The organism is Pantoea sp. V106_11, from assembly GCF_029967885.1.
GTDB lineage: Bacteria > Pseudomonadota > Gammaproteobacteria > Enterobacterales > Enterobacteriaceae > Pantoea > Pantoea ananatis.
This window is the reverse complement of the sequence record NZ_JASCAK010000027.1, coordinates 135,180-160,816: the sequence shown is the minus strand read 5'-3', so window position 1 is coordinate 160,816 and position 25,637 is coordinate 135,180. Positions and strand designations below refer to the sequence as shown.

17 protein-coding genes are annotated in these 25,637 nt (G+C 53.6%); 8 read left to right on the top strand and 9 right to left on the bottom strand.

The window, feature by feature from the left end; all coding sequences use genetic code 11:
* The coding region (locus tag QLG08_RS10655) for a BapA prefix-like domain-containing protein (RefSeq protein WP_282472903.1) at positions 1-821 on the bottom strand (821 nt) is incomplete at its 3' end.
* Between the two features lie 694 nt (positions 822-1,515).
* Between QLG08_RS10655 and QLG08_RS10650 the strand changes: the two genes are divergently transcribed.
* From QLG08_RS10650 to rcsB, 3 genes are read left to right on the top strand one after another with little or no spacing between them, the layout of a single operon-like run.
* Positions 1,516-2,670 carry an MFS transporter gene (locus tag QLG08_RS10650; RefSeq protein ID WP_014594154.1) on the top strand — a complete coding sequence of 385 codons (1,155 nt, stop codon included), beginning with the start codon at positions 1,516-1,518 and terminating at the stop codon, positions 2,668-2,670.
* Positions 2,671-2,689: 19 nt separating this feature from the next.
* A complete protein-coding gene (gene rcsD, locus QLG08_RS10645) occupies positions 2,690-5,350 on the top strand; it encodes a phosphotransferase RcsD (RefSeq protein ID WP_014605388.1) in 2,661 nt (886 codons plus the stop codon).
* A 1-nt stretch (position 5,351) separates the two neighbouring features.
* On the top strand, positions 5,352-6,002 hold the full coding sequence (gene rcsB / locus QLG08_RS10640) for a response regulator transcription factor RcsB (protein WP_014605387.1): 651 nt from the start codon (positions 5,352-5,354) through the stop codon (positions 6,000-6,002).
* Between the two features lie 39 nt (positions 6,003-6,041).
* On the opposite strand, the gene rcsC is transcribed toward rcsB, so the two are convergent.
* Both rcsC and gyrA read right to left on the bottom strand, forming a co-directional pair.
* Positions 6,042-8,891 carry a two-component system sensor histidine kinase RcsC gene (rcsC, locus tag QLG08_RS10635; RefSeq protein WP_014605386.1) on the bottom strand — a complete coding sequence of 950 codons (2,850 nt, stop codon included), beginning with the start codon at positions 8,889-8,891 and terminating at the stop codon, positions 6,042-6,044.
* 217 nt (positions 8,892-9,108) lie between these two features.
* Complete coding sequence (gene gyrA, locus QLG08_RS10630) at positions 9,109-11,751, bottom strand: DNA topoisomerase (ATP-hydrolyzing) subunit A (protein WP_019105996.1); 2,643 nt, start codon at positions 11,749-11,751, stop codon at positions 9,109-9,111.
* Between the two features lie 176 nt (positions 11,752-11,927).
* On the opposite strand from gyrA, the gene ubiG reads away from it, so the two are divergent.
* The 4 genes from ubiG (at position 11,928) to yfaE (ending at position 16,873) form a co-directional block, all read left to right on the top strand.
* Positions 11,928-12,656, top strand: coding sequence for a bifunctional 2-polyprenyl-6-hydroxyphenol methylase/3-demethylubiquinol 3-O-methyltransferase UbiG (gene ubiG, locus QLG08_RS10625; protein WP_029569021.1), 729 nt, complete (start codon positions 11,928-11,930; stop codon positions 12,654-12,656).
* A gap of 459 nt (positions 12,657-13,115) precedes the next feature.
* A complete protein-coding gene (gene nrdA, locus QLG08_RS10620; RefSeq protein WP_013026495.1) occupies positions 13,116-15,401 on the top strand; it encodes a class 1a ribonucleoside-diphosphate reductase subunit alpha in 2,286 nt (761 codons plus the stop codon).
* A gap of 78 nt (positions 15,402-15,479) precedes the next feature.
* Complete coding sequence (gene nrdB / locus QLG08_RS10615) at positions 15,480-16,610, top strand: class Ia ribonucleoside-diphosphate reductase subunit beta (RefSeq protein ID WP_014594159.1); 1,131 nt, start codon at positions 15,480-15,482, stop codon at positions 16,608-16,610.
* A gap of 2 nt (positions 16,611-16,612) precedes the next feature.
* Positions 16,613-16,873 carry a class I ribonucleotide reductase maintenance protein YfaE gene (yfaE, locus tag QLG08_RS10610; protein ID WP_014605383.1) on the top strand — a complete coding sequence of 87 codons (261 nt, stop codon included), beginning with the start codon at positions 16,613-16,615 and terminating at the stop codon, positions 16,871-16,873.
* Between the two features lie 236 nt (positions 16,874-17,109).
* Here yfaE and QLG08_RS10605 read toward each other — a convergent pair whose 3' ends face one another.
* Complete coding sequence (locus tag QLG08_RS10605; protein ID WP_013026498.1) at positions 17,110-18,306, bottom strand: nicotinamide mononucleotide deamidase-related protein YfaY; 1,197 nt, start codon at positions 18,304-18,306, stop codon at positions 17,110-17,112.
* Between the two features lie 207 nt (positions 18,307-18,513).
* Positions 18,514-18,825 (bottom strand): stress response protein ElaB, encoded by a 312-nt coding sequence (gene elaB, locus QLG08_RS10600; protein ID WP_015699853.1) that lies wholly within the window; start codon positions 18,823-18,825, stop codon positions 18,514-18,516.
* A 343-nt stretch (positions 18,826-19,168) separates the two neighbouring features.
* On the opposite strand from elaB, the gene QLG08_RS10595 reads away from it, so the two are divergent.
* Entirely contained in the window at positions 19,169-20,827 is a 1,659-nt protein-coding gene (locus tag QLG08_RS10595) for a glucan biosynthesis protein (protein ID WP_019105998.1), read from the top strand.
* Positions 20,828-20,916: 89 nt separating this feature from the next.
* Here QLG08_RS10595 and QLG08_RS10590 read toward each other — a convergent pair whose 3' ends face one another.
* The 4 genes from QLG08_RS10590 to nuoM all read right to left on the bottom strand — a co-directional run bounded on the left by QLG08_RS10590 (position 20,917) and on the right by nuoM (position 25,524).
* Positions 20,917-21,375, bottom strand: a complete 459-nt coding sequence (locus tag QLG08_RS10590) for a GNAT family N-acetyltransferase (protein WP_158150939.1) — start codon at positions 21,373-21,375, stop codon at positions 20,917-20,919.
* A 40-nt stretch (positions 21,376-21,415) separates the two neighbouring features.
* Positions 21,416-22,339 (bottom strand): alpha/beta hydrolase, encoded by a 924-nt coding sequence (locus QLG08_RS10585; RefSeq protein ID WP_282472902.1) that lies wholly within the window; start codon positions 22,337-22,339, stop codon positions 21,416-21,418.
* A 200-nt stretch (positions 22,340-22,539) separates the two neighbouring features.
* Positions 22,540-23,997, bottom strand: a complete 1,458-nt coding sequence (gene nuoN, locus QLG08_RS10580) for an NADH-quinone oxidoreductase subunit NuoN (RefSeq protein ID WP_013026503.1) — start codon at positions 23,995-23,997, stop codon at positions 22,540-22,542.
* Between the two features lie 6 nt (positions 23,998-24,003).
* The gene (nuoM, locus tag QLG08_RS10575; protein ID WP_013026504.1) at positions 24,004-25,524 is read right to left on the bottom strand and encodes an NADH-quinone oxidoreductase subunit M; all 1,521 of its coding nucleotides are present in this window, start codon (positions 25,522-25,524) and stop codon (positions 24,004-24,006) included.
* Between the last annotated feature and the right edge of the window lie 113 nt (positions 25,525-25,637).

Sequence of the window (25,637 nt, the reverse complement as noted above, 5' to 3'; positions counted from 1 at the left end):
ACCGTAATCACCTGCTCAGCACTGGCCGCCGTTCCCGCCGCGTTGCTCACGGTCACGTTGAGCGTGGTGGTGCCCGCGGCCAGCGCGGTCAGCGCCGCCGAAGGTACGCTCAGGCTCCAGCTGCCGTCGGCCCCGACGGTCGTGGTATAGGTCTGGCCGCCCAGCGTCACGGTGACGGTCTGGCCCGCCTCCACGTTGCTGGTGGTGCCGGAGACCAGCTGATCGCTGGCCTTCTCGCTGTTGTCCAGGACGTTGTCACCGGCAAAGGGATTAACGGTCAGGGTCGGTGTTGCTGGCGTTCCAGGCGTTCCCGGTGCTGCCGGTGTGTCACCGCCTCCGCCTCCGCCGCGACTGGTGCCCAGTGCTAAGCCCCCCAGTCCCAACAGGCCAACACCACTCGCCGTCATCAGGCCGGTAGAAATATTGCTGTTATCAGCCAGCAGGAGCGGCTCCACGTTATCAAGTGACTCAAATCCGGGCGTCACGGATGTTGTCGCTAAATCTGTTGCGCCTGCCGTCGTGGGAAAGAGTGCATGCTCTGGTGGGTTCACGCCATCATCAAAGACCAGTTCACTGTGGTCGCCTGCGGCATCGTCGAGGAAGAATTTTTTATAGCGAACGGAGCTTCCGTCACGCATCTGGACGATGAGATCGTCGCCCTGACGTTGGTATTGTACGACAGCCTCACGCGTACCATTAATGCGTACTACGCTCGGTTCATTAAGAGTGATCGTTTGCGTTAAGCCGCCGTCGACCTGAGACGTAAGCGTACCATTTGCACGGGAAATGATATCGACGCGACTTTGAGTGAGTTCTGCCATCTTGACCTTGCTCCACCAGAATATCTAATTAGCTGAAATGAAAACCATAAACATAAGTTATGATTTTTCATTGACGTTTTTTCATGCTGTGTATCGGAAAACGTTTCAGCCTGGCGGAGGCGGTTTAAGCAAACAGACGAAGTAAAAGGCAACTCCGCAAGTATTGACTTTGTTTTTTTAACATTTGTATTAATCGATGCTCACAAATGGCAACATCGTGCAATCAATAGTTAACTTTCTGCGTTTAAAAATCAATCATAAGATGCAGTTTTATTTATGAATTAATAAAAATAACATTAGCAATTTTTGTGATTTATCAGGGAGGGAAAAGGCGGAATGCATGTTATTGCATGTCAAAATATTGCTAAATATTTCCAGTAAATTGCAAAAGTGCCGGAAATGTCTCTATTTTTTTGTTTTCTGGGTTCCTGCCCGATACTGAAATTCAGCTAAGCAATTCACATCACTAAACTGTGATGCAGATCGTTCCTGAAAGAGGGCCGGTGCAGGGTTTACCCGCGGGTTATGCCAGGAAAGTTCTGGAAAAAAAATTTGTCGCGGTAAAAGTCGGTACACTGGCCGCTGACAGGGCTGATAAAAGCGGTCCGGAAAACCTGTTAAACCTGTGTTCTCACAGCGTTTTGCAGCCAATTAATGCTACACTTTTCTGCTTTGCTACTGATGAATTAGGGCCATGACAGCATTGGATGCCGCAAAATCAACTCCCTCTGACCGCCGCCTGAGCGGGGGCACACGCATCATTTTTTTGATCAATGGCCTGGGAATGTCAGCCTGGGCGCCACTGGTGCCCTATGCACGCGATCGCTTGCATTTAGATGGTGCTTCCCTGGGGGCCCTGTTGCTGTGTCTGGGTATCGGTTCATTGCTCGCGATGCCGGTAACCGGCACGTTGGTGGCGCGCTTTGGCTGCCGTACAGTGATGATATTTTCAACGCTACTGGTGTTATGTATGATGCCGCTGCTCGCCACAGTGCAAACGCATCTTTTCATGGCCGCCGCGTTGATGCTGTTTGGTGCCGGACTCGGCATGCTGGACGTCGCCATGAATTATCAGGCCGTAGAAGTGGAAAAAGCAGCTGGCAAGCCGATGATGTCAGGCTTTCATGCTTTTTTTAGCCTGGGCGGTATTCTGGGTGCCGGGGCGGTCAGCCTGCTGTTGAGCCTGGGATTGACGCCACTGCTTTCCGTGCTGATCGTGATGGCCGTGATGATGGTGCTGTTGTTGTGGCGAATCCCCACCTTTATGAATCAGCGTTTGCACCAGCCCGATCAGCCGTGGCTGGTCATCCCACGTGGACGCGTCGCCTTTCTGGGCATGCTGTGTTTTATTCTGTTTTTAGCAGAGGGCGCCGTGCTCGACTGGGGCGCACTCCTGCTGTTGCAAAACCCTGTGATGACGACCGCGCATGCCGGGCTCGGCTACGCGCTGTTTTCCGTTGCCATGACAGTTGGGCGTTTTAGCGGGGATAAAATTATTCATCGCTTCGGCCGTTATCCTGTCATGTTGGTGGGCGCGCTGGCGGCGGCATCAGGAATGGCATTAGCGGTGCTCCTCCCATGGCCCGAAGCTTCATTGCTGGCGTTCTTACTGGTCGGCTTTGGATTATCGAATACCGTGCCGATGTTGTTCAATGCGGCAGGTAACCAGCATGATATGCCGGCTAACCTGGCGATTTCCGCCATGACAACGTTGGGATATGCAGGTATTCTTTCTGGTCCGGCGTTGATCGGGTTCATTTCTCAATGGATTAGCCTTAGCGGTGCGTTTTTACTCATAGCACTGTTATTGTTGGCTGTGGCTGTCAGTGCGCGCAACGTTGCGCGATAATTCAGGTATCTGAGACGCTATGTTGTATAAGTTTCCGCTGACATCCGGCAATGTCACTCGCTTTTTTATCGTATTTAATCTGGTGCTGTTACTGGCGCTAGGCTTTATGGTGCAAAACTCCGTCAATGCCTGGTTGACCGACAAACGTTACGCCATGGCGGATATGGCGCGAGATATTCAGAAACGTATTGATGCCTACCGTTTCGTTACCTGGCAGATTTATGAAAACCTGTCGACCAGTGCTGCCGGTACGCCTCCTGCCAGTAATCTGCAAGAGACGCGCCTGCGTCCGGATGTCTACTATCTGGAAAAAACGCGCCGCAAAACCGAAGCGCTGATTTTCGGGTCCCATGACAGCAGCACGCTGGATATGTCGATGCGAATGTCCAGCTATCTGGACACCTTATGGGGTGCAGAAACGCCGACCTGGTCCATGTACTTTTTAAATGGTCAGGACAACAGCCTGATCATGATCTCCACCCTGCCGCTGAAAGACATGACGACGCGTTACAAAGAGAATGCCATCAGTTCTCTGGTTGAGGCACGACGTGCTGAAATGCTGCAGCAGGCCAATGCGCTGGATGAGCGTGAAAGCTTTTCTCCCCTTCGCCATCTTGCCTTTCAGAACGACCACTATTTTACGTTGCGCACCACGTTTAATCAGCCCGGTCATCTGGCGACCGTGGTGGCATTTGATCTGCCCATCAACGACTTAATTCCCCTGAATATGCCGGTGGAGAATTTCCAGCTGCGTCAGGATGCCACGCTGAATAACAACGCCAGCAGCAATCAGGACGATGTTGAAACCACACAGGTAGCCCTGGTCAATCACGATATTGAAATCGCCGCTGCACTACCCAGTACATCGCTACAGCTGGTTTACCGTGTGCCGCTCTTACGCCTGTTGCTCGACAGCGCACATAATTTGATGTGGCCGCTGCTGATTAACCTGGTGCTGTTTTTACTCTCGCTTAGCGGCATGTTGTTGCTACGTCAGCAGTCTCTGCGACCCAGTGAGAATCAAAGCGCCGAGCTGGATTCGCTCCGGGTGCTCAATCAGGAGATTGTGGCCAGTTTGCCCGTTGGCCTGCTGGTCTATGATTTTGCCAGTAACCGCACGCTGTTGAGCAATAAAATCGCTGAGCATCTTTTGCCTCACCTGAATCTGCAGAAAATCATCAATATGTCCGACCAGCATCAGGGCGTACTGCAAGCCACCATCAACAATGAAGTGTATGAGATTCGTCACGCACGAAGCGTGCTGTCTCCGCATACCCAACTGTTCATGATGCGCGATCAGGATCGCGAGCTGCTGGTGAATAAGAAACTGCAAAAAGCGCAACAGGTGTTAGATCGCAACCACCAGATGCGTCAGCAACTGCTGCATCATCTTGGTCACGCGTTAAATCAGCCGCTGGAAAAAATTGTCTCGCAGCTGGTGCACCTGAGCCAGCGAGAGAATGACGAAAGCGTGCTGGATATTCTGGATGAGAGCCAGTCACTGGCACGTCTGGTTGACGATATTGTGCTGCTGAATCGCCTTGAAGCGCACGACTGGTCGCCTGACGCCAGTGTGTTTAATCTGCAGGAACTTCTGGACGAAATCGCGCTGGAAAGCCTGCCACTGCTGCGTCGTAAAGGGTTATCGTTGGTGGTGAATAATCATCAGCCGAACGATGAAGTACGCTTTGGCGATCGCCGTGCCCTGCGCAAAGTGCTGACGACGCTAATGCACTATGCCCTGATCACCACGCGCTGGGGCAAGATTACCCTTGAGGTAAAAACCGCCGAACAGCACCCTGACCGCCTCTATATCGAGCTGGTGGATACGGGAGCTGGGCTCACGATCGATGAACTGGCCAATGTCGATTTTCCGTTCCTGGGCGATACCAGCCAGGATCGTTATGGTCAGGCTTCGGGCATGGCCTTTTTCCTGTGCAAACAGCTGTGCAAGCAAATGGGCGGCAGCCTGGAAATCGTTGCCAAGGCGGACATTGGCACCCGATATAACATTCAGCTTCCGCTCACGCTTGAAGAGAAGCACGAAGACGATCAAGAGAAGATTCTCGAAGGGATTACCGCCCTGGTTGAGATTGCCGTTGAAGACGTGCACAAGATCGTCTGTCGCCATCTGGAGAACTGGGGCGCACGCTGCCTGACGCCGGATGAACGTATCTCAGGCCAGGATCACGATGTACAGATTACTGACGATCCCAGCAAACTCAGCGGCTGGGCTTTATTGCTGGCGGAGGATGAACCCGGCCATCATGCTTTAAACGACCAACAGTATCGCGTCAATTTCAATCTCAGCAATGCATTACTTGATGCCTTGCTGGCACTGATTGAGAAGCAATTGTCCCACGATGTGATGGAGGATGACACTGAAGATGACGCCGGCACGGCACTGTTAAGTGGAGGCTATTTCCAGCTGTTTACTGAGACAGTACCGGATGATGTAAAGAGATTGTATACTGAGTCAGCGATATCAGATTATGCCTCGCTTGCTCAGACAGCTCATCGCCTTAAGGGCGTGTTTGCTATGCTCAATTTGACACCGGGCAAACAGCTTTGTGAAGCGTTAGAACACCACATCAAAGTATGTGACGATTCAAACATTAAAAATACCACCAGTAATATTGACGCTTATGTCAATCAACTGCTGCAGCAAGGTAACCAATAAGATGAATAACTTGAATGTAATTATTGCCGATGATCACCCAATTGTTCTTTTCGGTATCCGAAAGTCTCTGGAACAAATTGAGTGGGTTAACGTTGTAGGTGAATTTGAAGATTCAACGGCGCTAATCAACAACCTGTCCAAACTTGATGCGAACGTCCTGATCACCGACCTCTCTATGCCAGGGGAAAAATACGGCGACGGTATTACGCTGATTAAATATATCAAACGTCACTATCCCGATCTGTCCATCATTGTTCTGACAATGAACAATAACCCAGCCATTCTGAGCTCGGTGCTGGATCTGGATATTGAAGGCATTGTCCTGAAACAGGGGGCGCCAACCGATTTGCCAAAAGCGCTGGCGGCACTGCAGAAAGGCAAGAAATATACGCCGGAAAGCGTCGCCAAACTGCTGGAGAAAATCAGCGCGGGCGGCTATGGCGATAAACGTCTGTCACCTAAAGAGAGCGAAGTATTACGCCTCTTTGCTGAAGGTTTCCTGGTGACCGAAATTGCCAAGAAGCTGAACCGCAGTATTAAGACCATCAGTAGCCAGAAAAAATCGGCCATGATGAAGCTGGGCGTGGATAATGATATCGCCCTGCTCAACTACCTGTCGTCCGTCAGTGCGACACAAATCGATAAAGATTAAGTCCTCAGGCGGTGCGTTTCGCACCGCCTCTTTTCCCTGCTACCCTACCCGCGTTTTCCGTACCCGCTCTGCATAAATGCCCAGCGTTGTTTTCAACACGTCTAAGGTCACCGGCTTCGACAAACAATTGTCCATCCCTGCATCCATGCAGCGCTGTTTTTCTTCTGCCAGCGCGTTGGCGGTGACGCCGACTACCGGGAACACGTGCCCCAGTTGGCGCAGCCGCTGCGTCAGGCGATAGCCATCCATATTCGGCATGTTGACATCGGTAAGCACGATATCGATGTTATTACGACTGAGAACGTTTAACGCATCGACGCCGTCCTGGGCGGTCTTGACCTGATAACCCAGGGTGCCAAGCTGTTCTGACAGCAGCATACGGTTGATAGGATGATCGTCAACGATCAGTACCATAATGTCGTCATTATGAATTTTCTCTTCCACCGGACCGTCGAGCGCCAGGCCATCGTTCACCTCCGCGTCAACCGTAATCCGGTAAATGCGCGCCAGCAGCGTGGGTAACTCATGTAGGGTTGCCGTGCTGTGGATCCAGCGTCCCGTCTGAGGCTCACGAGGCATGTCCACGTGCGAACCGTCAAAAGTGATAACCGCCCGCACTGGCGCGTGGATGTCGGGCACGTAATCTGTCAGCACCACATCATCACTGCCCGGCTGGGCCTGATATTCAGCAACCTGGATACCATGCTGCTTTAGCAGCCGTTCAAGGTACTGCGCCAGATATTCATTGCGCATCGCCAGCCAGATTTTCTTATCCTGTAAGCCGTCCAGCAGCGGAATGGAAGGCTGTTTACCGTTGTAGATCGGAATACGGACAATAAACTGGCTTCCCATCCCCGGCTCAGACTCAACCTCAATGTCACCGTCCATCATGTTGATCAGTTTTTCACAGATCGCCAGCCCCAATCCGGTCCCCTGGAAATTACGCTGTACGCCGTTGCCCACCTGGAAAAAGGGATCAAACAGTCGGGTCAACTCTTTAGCCGGAATACCCACACCGGTATCACGCGTGCGGAACGCCAGATAGCCTTGTGTGACATAGGCATGCAGAATAATACAGCCCGTATGGGTGAATTTAATGGCGTTATTCAGAAGGTTAGAAATCACCTGCTGCAGTCGCAGAGGATCACCATCAAGTGCCTGCGGAACATCGTGCTCGATATAGCAGTAAAGCGTCAGGCGCTTCTTCACCACCAGGGAGAGATAGTTTCCGACAATATGGGTGATCACTTCGCGCGGCGAGAAAGGTCGCGGCTCTATTTTCAACTGTTCCGATTCAATTTTGGAGAAGTCGAGAATATCGCTGATGATCTTCAATAGCAGGCTGGAAGAGTTATTCATCGCGGTCACCAGCGAGTCTATACCGCTCGGCAGCTGCCGCGTCTGCAGCAGATCCAGGTTACCAATGATGCCATACAACGGCGTACGAAGTTCGTGACTGACCGTTGCCAGGAACATGGATTTCGACTGGCTGGCCTGCTCTGCCGCGTGGGCCATTTCCTGTAAGGATTGCTCCATGCGCACGCGGGCGGAGACATCCACCAGCACACAGATCGCCACGTTTTCATTGCGGTAGCGGGAATGCACAAAGCTGATTTGCAGGTTAGTATTACTGCCCGTCAGGACATCAACAAAGTTAACCTGCTGCCCGCCGATGATCTCATTTAATCGCTTACGGTCTTCCTGCGTCAGCAGCGTCAGATAGTTGTGTGCCAACTCGTTACTGAGAATATTGGTACCATCGCTGGTGCGTAAAATGCAGATCCCTACCGGCGCTGAAGCGACAATTTTACGGTTGAACTGCTCGTGCTCTTCCAGCCGGTGTGCGTTTTCTTCCGCTGGCAAAAACATGCGTCTCTCAAACAGCCAGGCAAGCGTAAACAGCAGGATGGCGCTCAGGATATTCAGCAACAGGGCATTGATCATCATCAGTTTGAGCTGATCGACCAGCACATCGGTAGAGACCGACCACACCACGTTAAGATTCGACGGTGGCAACGGTTTTTTCAGCACCAGCTGACGGTAACCGTCAAGATAGCCAAACCAGGTTTTATCATCAGGCAATTCATTTAATGAAAAGCCCAAACCGCCCCGGCGCGAGGTCAGGAGCGGAGCGTAATTTTCATCCGTAATCGTTGCCGTGACGGGCAGGCTACCGGGCTGAATAAACGCATCAAGCTGGATATTTTGCTCGACGCCCAGCAGGGCCTGAAGTTTATCCGCCACGTAGATCGGCATGATAACAGAGAAGTTTCCTACGCCTGGCTGGGCGCTGCTGTTTACCCAGTAGACCGGGTTGCGACGCTCCTCTTCCGAACTGTTGCGGTAGCGCTGAAGGTTTTCCTGCAACAGCTTGAGGCTGTTATCGCGGTTAACGTTGTTACCAATAGCAAAATCCGCCAGACACTTGTTATCGCCACCAATGAGGAACACCCGGTTGAGCTCATAAGATGAGGCGAAATGACTCCTCCAGTAATTGATATAGTTACTGAGTGAGTCCAGTGAGTTGCGCCAGGTCGCGCTCATGGCGGTGCAGTCATCACTGGAAAAAAGGGGGGTAAACTGCGGTTGAATCGTCTTTCCTGCCGTTGACCGATCCGAGGCTTCTCCCCCGGCGCTGGCGCTGGTGAGGTGGTTTTCAGCGATGAACTTAAGCTCGCGCATCTTGCCCGCTGAGAGGCGAACGTACCAGTCAATTGTGCCGTAGTTGCCAGCAAATTCCTGCCGTACCTTGTTCTCTTTATCGTGAAGTACGCTAATGATGTAGAAGGTGGTCAGCACCGCGCCCAGTAGCCAGATTAGCAGCGCCAACGCGCGAAACAGATAGCGCGAAATGCGAAGCGTCGTGCGGAAAGAGACTAGATATTTCAAAGGTAACTCGCAGGTGGCAAGGTTAGTCGCATCGTGGGATTTTTAATGCTCATACACTAGCTTTATCGCAGCAAAAAAGCCAGTCGGTGACGGGCACCGGGCGCAGTTTGGGACTATTTGCCCCTGAGGAAATCATCCTTTGCCAAACCTGCCGCAAAAAAAACGGCAGGTCGGGTGATCCCTGACCTGCCGTTGCTCTTAACGTACGACGCGCTAATTACTCATCGTCGTCCGCTGCGGGTACGTCATCGTCGTCATTGTCGACTTCAGGTACGATATCGTCATCCCCTTCCGCCACGCTGCCGTCGATGGAGTCCAGCTCTTCTTCTTCCACCGGCTCAGCCACGCGTTGCAGTCCGACCACGTTCTCGTCCTCTGCCGTACGAATCAGAATCACACCCTGGGTATTACGGCCCACGATGCTGACTTCAGACACACGGGTTCTCACCAGGGTGCCGGCATCAGTGATCATCATGATCTGATCGCTGTCGACCACCTGCACTGCACCAATCACCGGGCCATTACGCTCGGTCACTTTGATGGAGATCACGCCCTGCGTCGCACGGGATTTGGTTGGATACTCACTGTTCGCGGTACGCTTACCGTAGCCGTTCTGCGTCACGGTAAGAATCGCGCCCTCTTCACGCGGCACAATCAGGGAAACCACACGATCGTTTTGCGCCAGCTTGATACCGCGTACGCCCGAGGCCGTACGGCCCATGGCACGCACGGCAGATTCGGCGAAGCGAACCACTTTACCGGCGGCCGAGAACAGCATCGCCTCGTCGTTACCGTTGGTCAGCGCTACGCCAATCAGCTCGTCATCATCGCGCAGGTTAATGGCGATGATACCGGCGCTGCGTGGACGGCTGAACTCCTGCAGACCGGTTTTCTTCACCGTGCCGCTCGCGGTTGCCATAAAGATATTGAAGCCTTCGGTGTATTCGCGCACAGGCAGAATCGCCGTGATACGTTCATTCGCTTCAAGCGGCAACAGGTTGACGATTGGACGTCCACGTGCCCCACGGCTGGCTTCCGGCAGCTGGTAAACCTTCATCCAGTAGAGTCGGCCACGGCTGGAGAAGCACAGAATCGTATCGTGGGTGTTTGCCACCAACAGACGATCGATAAAATCTTCTTCTTTAATGCGGGCGGCAGACTTGCCTTTGCCACCGCGACGCTGCGCTTCGTAATCACTCAGCGGCTGATATTTTACATAGCCCTGATGCGACAGCGTGACGACCACATCTTCCTGATTGATCAGGTCCTCGATGTTGATGTCTGCGCTGTTCGCAGTGATTTCCGTGCGGCGCTCATCGCCGAACTGATCGCGCATCAGTTCCAGCTCTTCGCGAATGACTTCCATCAGGCGCTCAGAACTTCCCAGGATGTGGAGCAACTCCGCAATTTGATCCAGCAGCTGTTTGTATTCATCCAGCAGCTTTTCATGCTCAAGCCCGGTCAGTTTCTGTAAACGTAAGTCCAGAATGGCCTGAGCCTGCTGTTCAGTCAGGTAATATTTACCCTCACGAATACCAAACTGCGCTTCCAGCCACTCTGGGCGGGCAGCATCATCACCGGCACGCTCCAGCATGGCAGACACGTTGCCCAGATCCCAGGATTGTGCGATCAGGCCCGCTTTCGCTTCGGCAGGCGTGGGCGCACGGCGGATCAGCTCAATGATCGGATCGATGTTAGCCAGCGCAATCGCCAGGCCTTCAAGGATATGCGCACGATCGCGAGCTTTGCGCAGTTCAAAAATCGTACGACGCGTGACCACTTCACGACGATGGCGAACGAAGGCTTCCAGAATCTCCTTCAGTGCCATAATCTTCGGCTGGCCCTGATGCAGCGCCACCATGTTGATACCGAAAGAGGTTTGCAACTGAGTCAGTGAATAGAGGTTGTTGAGGACGACTTCACCAACCGCATCGCGCTTGATTTCAATGACAATACGCATGCCGTCTTTATCAGACTCATCACGCAGCGCACTGATGCCTTCAACGCGTTTTTCTTTCACCAGCTCGGCGATTTTCTCAATCAGGCGCGCTTTGTTCACCTGATACGGCAGTTCGTGAATGATGATGGTTTCACGCCCGGTTTTGGCGTCCACTTCCACTTCACCACGGGCACGGATATACACTTTACCGCGACCGGTGCGATAGGCTTCTTCAATGCCGCGACGACCGTTAATGATGGCCGCTGTCGGGAAGTCAGGCCCCGGAATGTGCTCCATCAGCCCTTCGATGCTGATGTTTTCATCTTCGATATAGGCGAGGCAGCCGTTGATCACTTCACGCAGGTTGTGCGGTGGAATGTTGGTTGCCATGCCGACTGCGATACCGGACGAACCGTTTACCAGCAGGTTAGGAATTTTGGTGGGCAGAACTTCAGGGATCTGCTCGGTGCCGTCGTAGTTCGGAACGAAATCAACGGTCTCTTTTTCCAGGTCAGCTAACAGGTCGTGGGCGATTTTGGACATGCGCACTTCGGTATAACGCATCGCCGCAGCGGAGTCGCCGTCGATGGATCCGAAGTTGCCTTGACCGTCCACCAGCATGTAACGCAGGGAGAAAGGCTGGGCCATACGTACAATGGTGTCGTAAACGGCAGAATCACCATGGGGGTGATATTTACCGATAACGTCACCGACGACGCGGGCAGATTTTTTATAGGGTTTGTTCCAGTCATTACCCAGTTCGCTCATCGCGTATAGTACGCGGCGATGTACTGGCTTCAGGCCATCACGCACATCGGGTAAAGCTCGGCCAACGATGACCGACATGGCGTAATCGAGGTAAGAATTTTTTAACTCTTCTTCGATATTAACCGGTGTAATTTCTCTCGCAAGGTCGCTCATGGAGCCGCTATCCCTCTACTAATCCCGGATTTTAAAGGTGCGAAAGTATATCACAGAGCAATTCGCTGGTGAACGTTAACCACCTTATTAAGGTGCTTTTCCTCAAGTTGATAAGGTGCGTCAGAGTCAGTTAAGCGTTTATACTGATGTCACGTTTTGTCAGGAGTCACGATTCAATGAATGCACAACCACAGAATCATCAGCACAATGTCGATGCACAGGAAATTGCCAAGTTTGAGGCCGTTGCCTCGCGCTGGTGGGATCTGGAGGGCGAATTTAAACCGCTGCACCGTATTAACCCTCTGCGGCTGGGCTATATTGCGCAACACAGCAACGGGCTGTTCGGCAAGAAAGTCCTGGATGTTGGCTGTGGCGGCGGCATCCTGGCCGAAAGCATGGCGCGGGAAGGCGCGGTGGTCACCGGGCTGGATATGGGTGCCGAACCGCTGGAAGTGGCGCGTCTGCATGCCCTGGAGAGCGGCGTCACGCTCAGCTATGTGCAACAGACGGTTGAAGAGCACGCCAGCGCGCATGCGGGCGAATACGATGTGGTGACCTGCATGGAGATGCTGGAGCATGTGCCCGATCCGCGTTCGGTGGTGCATGCCTGCGCGCAGTTGGTGAAACCCGGCGGTGAGGTGTTCTTTTCTACCATTAACCGTAATCCCAAAGCCTGGCTGATGGCCATTTTTGGTGCTGAGTATGTGCTGCGCATGGTGCCGCGCGGCACGCATGATGTGAAAAAATTTATCCGCCCTTCCGAACTGCTGGGCTGGGTCGATGAAACACCGCTTCGTGAGCGCAATATGATTGGCCTGCACTACAACCCCATCACCGATAAGTTTCGTCTGGGTAACGGTGTGGATGTGAACTACATGATACACACGCATCACGGCGACGCCTGATAAACCTGCAGCGTGCGGCTGTGCCCTGCCCACGCTGCTGTCATCCTGTTGTCATCTGCGCAGGTTAGCGTTTCAGAGGGGCGGATCCAGGCCATTGGCTGAGACAGTATCTGCACGTTTTGCTCTCCCGCGCTGAGGTGTTGGAAAAGTTAGCGCAATGTTTGAAAAATCAGCGGTCGATCATAAATTGCAATATTTTCTCTGAATGGTTGACACGACCTGCGGCCTTACGAGACGCGGCTTAAGAAAACCCTCAGAAAATACAACCCCCGCAGACATCATTTTTTCCTCTTGTTAAGCGCCAGCAAAATACTAGAATAAGCCTCCATATTGTTATGCATATCGTCAACAACCCCAAGATGTAGTGTTTATCCACAACATTATTCACAATGAATATGCTGTGTATAAATCGGGATTTCTTTTAATTATTGGATACTCACGCAAAGGTAAAAACGCGACATGAACCAAAGTCTGCTCGTTACTAAACGCGATGGCCGCCAGGAGCGCATTGATCTCGACAAAATTCACCGTGTCCTCGACTGGGCGGCCGAAGGGCTGAACAATGTGTCGGTTTCACAGGTAGAGCTGCGTTCCCACATTCAGTTTTATGATGGCATCAAAACGTCTGACATCCATGAAACGATCATCAAGGCCGCTGCAGACCTTATTTCTCGCGATGCCCCTGACTATCAATACCTTGCTGCCCGACTGGCAATCTTCCACCTGCGTAAAAAAGCTTACGGTCAGTTTGAACCGCCCGCGCTGTACGATCAGGTTGTTAAGATGGTCGATCTGGGCAAGTACGATCGCCATCTGCTGGAAGACTACAGCCGTGAAGAGTTCGAGCAGATGGATGGCTTTCTCGACCACTGGCGCGATATGAATTTCTCCTACGCGGCCGTGAAGCAGTTAGAAGGCAAATACCTGGTTCAGAACCGCGTTTCCGGTGAGATCTACGAAAGTGCCCAGTTCCTGTATATCCTGGTCGCCGCCTGCCTGTTCTCAGGTTATCCGCGCGATACGCGTATGGATTACATCAAGCGTTTCTACGATGCGATCTCGACCTTCAAAATCTCGCTGCCAACGCCCATCATGTCGGGAGTGCGTACGCCTACTCGTCAGTTCAGCTCCTGCGTGCTGATTGAGTGCGGCGACAGCCTGGATTCGATCAATGCCACCTCCAGCGCCATTGTGAAATACGTTTCTCAGCGCGCGGGCATTGGTATCAACGCCGGACGTATCCGCGCGCTAGGCAGCCCTATCCGTGGTGGCGAAGCATTCCACACGGGCTGTATCCCGTTCTATAAGCACTTCCAGACTGCGGTGAAATCCTGTTCGCAGGGCGGCGTTCGTGGCGGCGCAGCCACGCTGTTCTACCCAATGTGGCACCTGGAAGTCGAAAGCCTGTTAGTGCTGAAAAACAACCGTGGCGTTGAAGGCAACCGCGTGCGTCATATGGACTATGGCGTGCAGCTCAACAAAATGATGTATCAGCGTCTGCTTAAAGGCGAAGACATCACGCTGTTCAGCCCGTCAGACGTGCCTGGCCTGTACGATGCCTTCTTTGCCGATCAGGATGAGTTTGAGCGCCTCTACACCAAATATGAAAAAGACAGCAGCATTCGCAAGCAGCGAGTGAAAGCCGTGGATCTGTTCTCGCTGATGATGCAGGAACGCGCCTCAACGGGCCGTATCTACATCCAGAACGTCGATCACTGCAACACACACAGCCCGTTTGACGCCAGCATCGCGCCGGTTCGCCAGTCTAACCTGTGTCTGGAAATTGCGCTGCCGACCAAGCCGCTGAGCGACGTCAACGACGAGAACGGTGAAATCGCGCTGTGTACGCTGTCAGCGTTCAACCTGGGCGCCATTGACAGCCTGGACGATCTGGAAGAGCTGGCGACCCTGGCGGTACGTGCGCTGGATGCCCTGCTCGATTATCAGGATTACCCGATTCCTGCCGCACAACGCGGTGCGATGGGCCGTCGCACGCTGGGTATTGGCGTGATTAACTTTGCTTACTACCTGGCGAAGCACGGCGTGCGTTACTCCGACGGCAGCGCCAACGGCCTGACGCACAAAACCTTTGAAGCCATTCAGTATTACCTGCTGAAAGCCTCAAACGAGCTGGCGAAAGAGCAAGGTGCCTGCCCGTGGTTTAATGAAACCACCTATGCGCAGGGCGTACTGCCGATCGACACCTACAAGAAAGATCTGGATGCGATTTGCAATGAGCCGCTGCACCTGGACTGGGAAACCCTGCGTGAGCAGATTAAAACCCACGGTCTGCGTAACTCAACGCTTTCTGCGCTGATGCCGTCTGAAACCTCATCGCAGATTTCAAACGCCACCAATGGTATTGAGCCGCCGCGTGGTCATATCAGCATCAAGGCATCCAAAGACGGTATTCTGCGTCAGGTGGTGCCGGAGTATGAGCGTCTTAAAGATCAGTACGAACTGCTGTGGGATATGCCCTCCAACGACGGTTACCTGCAGCTGGTTGGCGTGATGCAGAAATTTATCGATCAGGCGATTTCGTCTAACACCAACTACGATCCGTCACGCTTCCCGAATGGCAAAGTGCCGATGAAGCAGTTGCTGAAAGATCTGCTGACCGCCTATAAGTTCGGCGTGAAGACGCTCTATTATCAAAACACCCGTGATGGTGCGGAAGATGCGCAGGATGATCTGGCACCTTCTATTCAGGATGATGGCTGCGAAAGCGGCGCCTGTAAGATCTGACGGTCGGGCGGGAGCCATTCCCGCCCACATTTTCCCGCGAGGCCGGTGCTGAGCCTCGTCTACATTGGACAGTTTTTTATGGCTTACTCCACTTTTTCTCAGAATAAAAATGACCAGTTGAAAGAGCCGATGTTTTTCGGTCAGTCCGTTAACGTGGCCCGTTTTGACCAGCAGAAATACGATATCTTTGAAAAGCTGATCGAAAAGCAGCTTTCGTTCTTCTGGCGTCCTGAAGAGGTCGATGTTTCACGCGATCGCATCGATTACCAGGCCCTGCCCGATCACGAAAAACACATTTTTATCAGCAACCTGAAATATCAGACGCTGCTGGACTCCATTCAGGGACGCAGCCCAAACGTGGCGCTGCTGCCGCTGATCTCCATTCCTGAGCTGGAAACCTGGATCGAAACCTGGGCATTCTCAGAGACAATCCACTCACGCTCCTATACCCACATCATTCGTAACATCGTAAACGACCCGGCGGTGGTGTTTGACGATATCGTGACCAACCAGCAGATTCTGGCACGTGCTCAGGATATCTCGCAGTACTACGATGATCTGATTGAGATGACCAGCTACTGGCATCTGTTAGGTGAAGGCACCCATCAGGTTAACGGTAAGTCCGTCACCGTCAGCCTGCGTGCCCTGAAAAAGCAGTTGTATATCTGTCTGATGAGCGTCAACGCGCTGGAAGCCATCCGTTTCTATGTCAGCTTTGCCTGCTCGTTTGCGTTTGCCGAGCGTGAGCTGATGGAAGGCAATGCGAAAATCATCAAGCTGATTGCCCGCGACGAAGCCTTACATCTGACCGGTACTCAGCACATGCTAAACCTGCTGCGCACTGGCGAAGACGATCCTGAGATGAAAGAGATCGCCGCCGAATGTCGTGAAGAGTGTTTTGAACTGTTCAAAAAAGCGGCACTGCAGGAAAAAGAGTGGGCGGAATACCTGTTCAGCGGCGGTTCGATGATCGGCCTGAACAAAGATATCCTGTGTCAGTATATTGAATACATTACCAATATTCGCATGCAGGCGGTTGGCCTCGATCTGCCTTTCGAAACGCGTTCTAACCCGATTCCCTGGATCAACGCCTGGCTGGTGTCGGACAACGTTCAGGTGGCACCGCAGGAAGTGGAAGTCAGCTCCTATCTGGTCGGTCAGATTGACTCCGAAGTGGGCGAAAACGACTTCGACGATTTCCAGTTGTAATGATGAGCCGTTCCGTTGTTATTCTGCGCAGTTCCGGTACCCGACTGGAGGGCGCAGACGATCACCCTAACCTGCTGACGATGCTGGAAGCCAACAACCTGTGTGTTGAGTTCCAGTGCCGTGAGGGCTATTGCGGCTCCTGCCGGATGCGGCTACTGAGCGGCGAAGTCGACTACGCGGAAAAGCCGCTGGCGTTTATTGAGCAGGGCGAGATCCTGCCCTGCTGCTGTAAGGCGAAGGGCGAGATCGAGCTTGAACTCTAGGCTCGCATCTCAGGCAATTAAAAAACCGTCATTCCAACCGAATGGCGGTTTTTTTTCTGGCGCTGGCTCAGGGAATACGGGCAATCACCTTGATTTCAAAATCGAAGCCAGCCAGCCAGGTGAGATCAACAACGCCACGTCCGCAGCATAAAACCGTCAGCGCGCGCCGCTTAACGATTTGTCGACGCTTTCATAAGACAGGCTGGGCGACGCCAGCCCCTTACGTAAGCTCAGGCTTAGTGCTTCACCGTTTCGATCACATCGATCCAGCCGTGCCCTGTGCTTACCTCACTGCCGTGTAGCCAACGGCGCAACATGTTCATCGCCATCATCGCCACCACTTTTTGCCGGGTTTCCAGATTATGACGACCGTGGTTAAACTTCACGCGTTGTCCCCAGGTCGCCTCCGGCGTGTGTAGCGCAACGGAAATCTCGCCTTCGCTCAGGTTGCCGACCGACAGGGCCAACGGCGTCTGCAGCCTCGCCGCCAGCGCCTGCGTGCGCATCACCTGTACCTCAAGGCTTTCGTCCTGCTGCGGCAGAATTTCGGTGGCGCTCAGGGGAACCTCAGCCGAAGCCAACTGCCAGTTGAGTAACCCCGCCGTGTACTGCTCGCTGATTGCGAGACGCAGGTTACGTTGATTCAGTTCTCGCGCCAACAGCGCAGGCAGCCCCTCCAACCCTTCAAAAATCGTGCATTCCGCTAGCAGTAAACGCACCTGCTGCCAGACCTGCTCCATCGCCACGCGCTGTGAGGCAGGCCCGGTGAGCTTAATTTCGATAATGGGCATTGATGAACGGTAGCCCATCAACACATTTTCCGGCAGCGCCAGCGGCTCAAGTTCATTAGCAATATCGCTTTCACCCCGACCAAAGGTCGTCAGCCGCAGGCACAGCGGCGGCTCTGGCAGGTCAAATTTATTTTTCAGGCGGGGGATGATTTGTTGTTCAACCATCACTTTAAATTCAGAGGGTACGCCGGGGGTAAAAAACAGCCAGCAACGGTTGAGCTGCAGGGCAAATCCACAGGCGGTGCCGACCGGATTATCGAGCATTTCGGCATTGGCAGGAATTTCGGCCTGTTTGCGATTGCTGTCGGCCATCACACGTCCACGACTGGCGAACCAGACTTCCATAGTTTCAAGCCAGGCTTCCTGCATCACCAGTTCAACGCCACTCGCCATCGCAGCCGCCTGGGCGCTAAGGTCATCAGATGTGGGCCCCAGGCCGCCGTTAACAATGAGCACATCCGCTTCAAGACTACGTGCCTGTAAGGTCTCAACCAGGGACGACAGGGAATCACCTACCGTTGTACGGCTGGTCATCGGCATTCCGTGCTGAAATAACACATCAGCCAGCCAGGCCGCGTTGGTATCGACGATTTGACCGTGTAACACTTCATCGCCCGTGGACAGCATTTCGACTCTAATCACGTTCTTTCTCCTTGTGCCATTAGGTTCACTTTAGAAAGCCCCTGCGTAAAACACAATCTGTAAGGGAGATTTAGCGTCGAATAAGGCCGCGTCTGGCGAGAGGATAAGGAGGAGATAAGAAGATAAAAAGCAGGCAAGGGATGTTGAGAAAGCGCAAACGGACAGGAGTGAGCCTGCCCGTTGTACGTATTGCACTACGCGTTTAGCTTAACGGCGAGCCAGCAGCAGACCTAAAACCAGCCCTGCCGTTGCACCAATACCGATGCCCTTCCACGGTTTCTCATGAACGTAATCGTCGGCACGGTAAGCAACCTGTTTAGCACGATAGTAGTAGCTATCGGACGCCTGACTAACACGTGACTTTACATCTTCCAGCGCTCGTTCAGCTTTGGTTTTCAGTTCGATGTATTTCTGGTCGGCCGGATCCCCTGATGACTTCAGCACTTCTTCCAGCGTTTCGGTCAGCAGTGCGATATCGTCGTCATAGCCTGTTTCAAAAGATTCAGTCTGTTTTACCATCATTTCCTCCATGTGAATTGCAAAGCACCTGGTTAACTATAGTCCCAAAACAGGGCTTTGCGTGGAACTCCGCCAGGAATTGCCTGAAAATCAGCGTGAGTAAACAAAACGGCAGTGAATCTGTGTCACGCTGGGCGCTACGCAAAGAAGTGTAAGAGATGGCCTGCTGGCAGCGATTTCGCTTCGCTTATTTGATTTATCTGATAAATTTTCAACGAAATGAATTTTTATCTACGCCGACTGTCGTACCCAGCTGTTGCCTGTAATAATCAGGCCATGTGCATATCAATGCGCTGACACGACAGTCACAGCAAACTCGAACAGCTAAGGAATGATCTCTGGCATGAATCGCAGAATGTTTATGAAAGCGTCAATGGCCTTTTCCGCCGTAAGCGGTATGACAGGCTTATCAACGCTGTTCGCGCAATCCGCCTGGGCAGATGATGGCATTGCTGACGGAACCGCAGTACGCTTCGATTTCGATGAGTTGAAGAAGAATGCGGCCGCGCTGGCTAAAAAACCCTGGGGCGGCGCACCCGGCCCCCTTCCCCCCACGTTGGCAACCCTGACACCACAGGCATACAACGACATTCAGTATGATGCCAACCACTCTCTGTGGAACAATATTCCCAATCGCGAACTGGATGTGCAGTTCTTCCACGTAGGCATGGGATTTAAACGCCGCATCCGCATGTTCTCTGTGGACAGCGCCAGTCGTGAAGCACGCGAAATTCATTTTCGTCCTGAGTTGTTTAACTACAACGATGCCAAAGTCGATACCAAACAACTGCAGGGTAAAACGGATCTTGGCTTTGCCGGTTTCCGCGCCTTCAAAAAACCTGAGCTGGCCCGCCGCGACATTGTCTCGTTTCTGGGTGCCAGCTATTTCCGCGCGGTCGATGACACTTATCAGTACGGCCTGTCCGCGCGTGGCGTGGCCATCAACACCTTCAGCAACGGTCAGGAAGAGTTTCCAGACTTTACGGCCTTCTGGTTTGAAACGCCGAAAGCGGAAGACACCACTTTTACCTGCTATGCCTTACTGGACGGTGCCAGCATCACCGGGGCCTATAAGTTTGTCATTCACTGCGAAGCAGAACGCGTGGTCATGGAGATTGAGAATCATCTCTTTGCCCGCAAGGACATTCGTCAGTTAGGCATCTCGCCGATGACCAGCATGTTCAGCTGCGGCACCAACGAACGCCGGATGTGTAACACCTATCATCCGCAGATTCATGACTCCGATCGCCTGGCGATGTGGAGCGGCAAAGGTGAATGGATTGCCCGGCCGTTAAATAATCCTCAGCGCCTGCAGTTCAACGCCTACGAAGACGAAAACCCGCGCGGCTTTGGCCTGCTCCAGCTTGACCATGACTTTGAGAACTATCAGGACGTGATTGGCTGGTATAACAAACGCCCAAGCCTGTGGGTGGAACCGGTAGGCAAATGGGGCAAAGGCGCCATTAACCTGATGGAAATTCCAACCACCGGCGAAACGCTTGATAACATCGTCTGCTTCTGGCAGCCCGCAGAGCCGATCAAAGCCGGTAGCGAATACAATTTTGCCTACAAGCTTTACTGGAGCGCCCTGCCGCCCGTTCAGAGCGATCTGGCCCGCGTAGATGCGACCCGCACCGGCATTGGTGGTTTCCCCGAAGGCTGGGCGCCGGGCGAGCACTTCCCGGATGTCTGGTGCCGCCGTTTCGCTGTGGACTTTATCGGCGGCGACTTGCAGGCAGCCGCACCGAAAGGCATTGAACCGGTGATTACGGTTTCCTCAGGCACCTTTAAACAGGTAGAGATCCTGTATGTCGAACCGATAAAAGGTTACCGCATCCTGTTCGACTGGTATCCCAACAGCGACAGCGTACAGCCCGTCGAGATGCGCCTGTTCCTGCGCACCAAAGACGAAACCCTGAGTGAGACCTGGCTCTATCAGTATGTGCCACCGCCGCCGGACCAGCGTAAATACGTTGACGATCGCCAGATGACCGTAAGCTAACGCTTCCGCCTCACGTGAAATGCATCTCAGGCCAACCGCCGGGATGCATTTTTTTTGTCCGACATGGCATCTGAGCCGTGAGCGGCGCTTTACTGCCCTGCTCTGCGCATATCGATATGGAGAATACCGTCCTCAAGATAGCTGTCGCTGACCGTGATAAAGCCATGTCGCTGATAGAACGCCTCAAGATGCGCCTGAGCAGAGAGAAACTGTGAATGCCCCGGCCAGTGCTGCTCACAACTGGCGATTGCCTGTGTCATCAGCTGGTTGCCTAAGTTCAGGCCACGTGCCTTACTGGATATGATCACGCGTCCGACTTTCACCTCTGCCCCCGCGCGATCGGGTGACAATATGCGCGCGTAGGCCAGCAGATCCCCCTGCGCCATACCGAGAATGTGACGATTCTCGCCCTGCAAATCCAGGCCATCGACGTCCAGATAGGCGCACTGCTGCTCCACGACGAATACCTCACAGCGTAAAGCCAGCGCCGCGTAGAGCTGCGGAACGCTTAAGGCTTGATGCTGAAGATCCAGCCAACTGATATGCATGTCTTATCCTTACTAAAATGGGCCGCCTGCCCGGGAGGCATCACATCACTTTACCGCGCCGGCCTTTCTGCAGCCAGTGAAGATAATGTTGAGGCCAGGCCATGGTCGGCGTGCCGGGTTTTCCCATACCAAAGCCATGCCCGCCCGTGAGATAGCGCACCAGCTCGACGTCAACCTGATGCTGTTGGCAGGCGCTGGCCATCATCAGGGTGTTATGGGGATCGGAAACCGGATCGTCTTCGGCCTGGACCAGAAAAAAGGGAGGCGATGTCGATGACACGTAATTCTGAACCGACCAGACTGCGTCCTCTGCCGCCGTCGCATGCGTTCCCACCAACATACGGTGCGTTGCGGTGTGCGTATAGGGCGCTTCCAGGGTGATCACCGGATAGATCAGCGCCGCCCCGTCAGCATAAGCTGGCGCACTGTCCAACGCATCAAGGGCTGCATAGCTTTGAAAGTCTTGGCGCGTCACAGCCATTCCGAGTAAGTGCCCACCCGCGGAAAAACCCAGCACCGAGAGCCGCTTTGCCTGCGGCCGTAACAGCCGCAGCGCGCGCTGGGCGTCCTGCAGCGCGACTATGTTGCCCGCTGCCCAGCCCTCGCCGGGAAGCCGATAGCGCAGAATCGCCGCCGTATAGCCGCGTGCCGTTAACCAGCGTGCCGCAGGCCAGGCTTCTTTCGCCATTTCTATCCGTTTGTACCCCCCGCCGCCGGCTATCAGAACAACATGGCCGTTGGGCATGTTCGGTTTGATCACTGTCAGCGTCGGCACCGCGATATTGCGCTGTGCGCCCGAAGATGAGGTCTTAACGGCACCGACAGGGCCGCCGCCGCCGGGTGGCGTGCCAGGCCAGAGCGGAATCACCGTGTGTGAGATTTCCGGCTGGGATGCCCGCGACAGCGTGGTCTTTGCGACTATCAGCGCAGCGGTGAAGCCTAATAAAAAATGACGGCGCTCCATAGGCCATGCTCCTGTAACAAGCCAGAGGACATTGCAGCAGAAAAATAGGGAGACAGAATGAAGATAACGTATTTTTTTAGGGCAGCAGCAACCCTTGCGTCGTCACCGGTCGTGCGGTTAAGTCGCTGCATGGTGCAGTAGGCAGATTTCAGACAAAAAAAATCAGGCCCGAGGGCCTGATTCAGTATGACAATCGACGATTACATCAGGGGCTGAGCCATCTGTACCAGTCTGATTAACGGCTGCGGATAAACACCTAACAGCAGTACCAGAATCGCTGAAATCAGTACCACCACGCCGCCCGCGGTGAAGGCCCAGTTATCAGGCGTATCGCGGTTGAGCAGTTCTGGTGGGCTCAGGTACAGGCTCACGGTCACGCGCAGATAGTAGTACAGGCCAATAGCACTTCCCACCACCACCGCACCGGTCAACCACCACAGGTGCGCACTCACGCCAGAGGCAATCACGTAGAACTTACCGATAAAGCCCAGCGTCATTGGAATACCGGCCAGCGACAGCATCATCACCGTCATCACCGCAGACAGAACCGGACGACGCCAGAACAGACCGCGATACGAGTAAAGTGAATCCGCATCCGGACCGCGATAAGGGCTCGACATCAGGCTCACGACACCAAAGGCACCCAGGCTGCTGAACAGGTAACCGGCCAGGTAAACCCCAGAGGTTTCCAGCGACAGCTGATGATCTTTCACCGCAATCAGCGCCACCAGCAAATAACCCAGATGCGCGATGGAGGAGTAACCCAACAGGCGCTTAATGTTGCTCTGCGAGATCGCCATCAGGTTACCGAACAGAATGGAAACGAAGGCGATGATACCCAATACCGTTCGCACCGCTTCGCTGTCGGTCACCGGCGCATACATGAACAAGCGCATGACGACACCGAAGATGGCGATTTTACTGGCCGTGGCCAGGAACGTTGATACCGGAGCCGGTGCCCCCTGATACACGTCTGGCGTCCACAGGTGGAACGGCACCAGCGACAGCTTAAAGCCCAGACCAATAATCAGCATTCCCAGGCCCACCAGCAACAGTGGCGCCTGAATCATGCTGTCAGTCAGGCTTTTGCCCAGGCTGACGAAGCCCAGGTTGCCAGAGTCAGCGTAAATCAGCGCAATACCAAACAGCAGGAAGGACGATGCCGCCGCCGACAGGATAGTGTATTTCAGGGCCGCTTCCAGCGAACGTTTCTGACGGAACGCGTAACCAATCAAACCAAACAGCGGCAGTGACAGCAGTTCAATTCCGATAAACAGCGATGCCAGGTGGTTAGACGCTGACAGCACGATACCGCCCAGTGCGGCAATCAGGACCAACAGATAAAACTCGTCCTTGTTATCCGGGAAAGTCGCCAGCCATGGATAGGCAAACGTACAGGTTGCCAGGCTGGCCAGCATCACCAGTGCGGTATAGAACATCGAGTAAGCATCAACGCGCAGCAGCGGCGTGACGTCCATCGCCCCGACCTGGCCCACAAAATATAGCGACAGCAGAGCCAGGTTCAGGCCAACCACTGTTAGCGTGGCGTTAACAAAGTGGTTGCGTCGCCAGGCAATGGACAGCATCACAACCACCACCGTCAATCCGACGATTAACAGCGGCAGCAACGCGATCAATTGTTGAGGAGTTATTGTCATGGCGAATTACGGCCTTGTAGTTGAAATTGAAGCGGTAAACCACTGCTGAATATTGCTCATTGCAGCATGTGAGGTATCCAGAATCGGCTGGGGATAAATACCCAACAGCACCAGCAGAACCACGAGCACGCCAATGGTCAGGAATTCACGTGCCGACATTCCCGGCAGTGGATCTTTAGATTTCGCTTCGCCGTAGTAGGCACGCTGCATCATGACCAGCGAATAAACCGAAGCGAAAACCAGACCAAAGGTCGCAATCACAATAATGACAGGAACGACCTGGAAGCTGCCGGTGAGGATCATAAACTCACCCACGAAGTTACCGGTGCCCGGCATCCCCAGGTTGGCGACAGCAAAGAACAGTGATAAACCCGGAATCCATTTGATGCGCGACCACAGACCGCCCATCTGACGCATATCACGCGTGTGCAGGCGCTCATACAGCTGACCACAAAGGATAAACAGGGCCGCCGCAGACAGGCCGTGCGCAATCATCTGTATCACCGCGCCCTGAATGGCCAACTGGCTGCCGGTGTAAATCGCAATCAGCACAAAGCCCATGTGGGAAATCGAGGTGTAGGCAATCAGGCGTTTAATATCCGTCTGCGAGAACGCCATCCAGGCACCGTAGAAGATACCGATGATACCTAACCACATCGCGATAGGGGCAAACTCAGCGGATGCATTGGGGAACAGCGGCAGGCTGAAACGCAGCAAACCATAGGCCGCAGTTTTCAGCAAAATACCCGCCAGGTCCACAGAACCTGCTGTCGGCGCCTGACTGTGCGCATCGGGTAACCAGCCGTGAAGCGGCACCACCGGCATTTTCACCGCAAACGCGATAAAGAAGCCCAGCATCAGCAGATATTCGACGGTGTGCGACATGGGCGTTTTCAACAACTGCTCGTAGTTGAACGTCCAGACGCCGGTCGCGTTGTAGTGGACAAACACCAGCGCCAGAATCGCAATTAACATCACCAGACCTGATGCCTGGGTATAGATAAAGAATTTGGTGGCCGCGGTGATACGGGTTTTCCCGTCCGAGGCTTTATGTCCCCACAGTGCGATGAGGAAGTACATCGGCACCAGCATCATTTCCCAGAAGAAGAAGAACAGGAACATGTCGATGGCAAGGAACACACCGATAACGCCGCCCAGAATCCACATCAGGTTAAGATGGAAGAATCCCTGATACTTCTCGATCTCGTTCCACGAACACAGCACGGCCATCAAACCGAGCAGCCCGGTCAGCACCACCATTAATAGCGAAAGGCCATCAAGCGCTAAATGGAAATTAATGCCGAAACGGGGGATCCAGGGTACTGAGAAGCTCGATTGCCACTGCGGAATACCCGCTGCCTGCGTCAGTGAATAGCCTCCCTGCAACCACAGCTGCAGTGAAAGCGCCAACGTCAGCCCCATGGTGATCAGTGCAATCCAGCGTGGCACTTTCGCGCCGAAGCGCTCGGCGAGCCAGCAGATAAAACCACCGAAGAAGGGTATGAAAATTAGCCAAGGTAATAACACGGCATACTTCCCTTTTATGGCCTTTTATGAGCTATCTTACTTACCATCTTCATTCCCGGCAGTGCTCGCAATCCTCACGTACTTCAGTACGCTCCGATTGCTGTGCGCTGGCG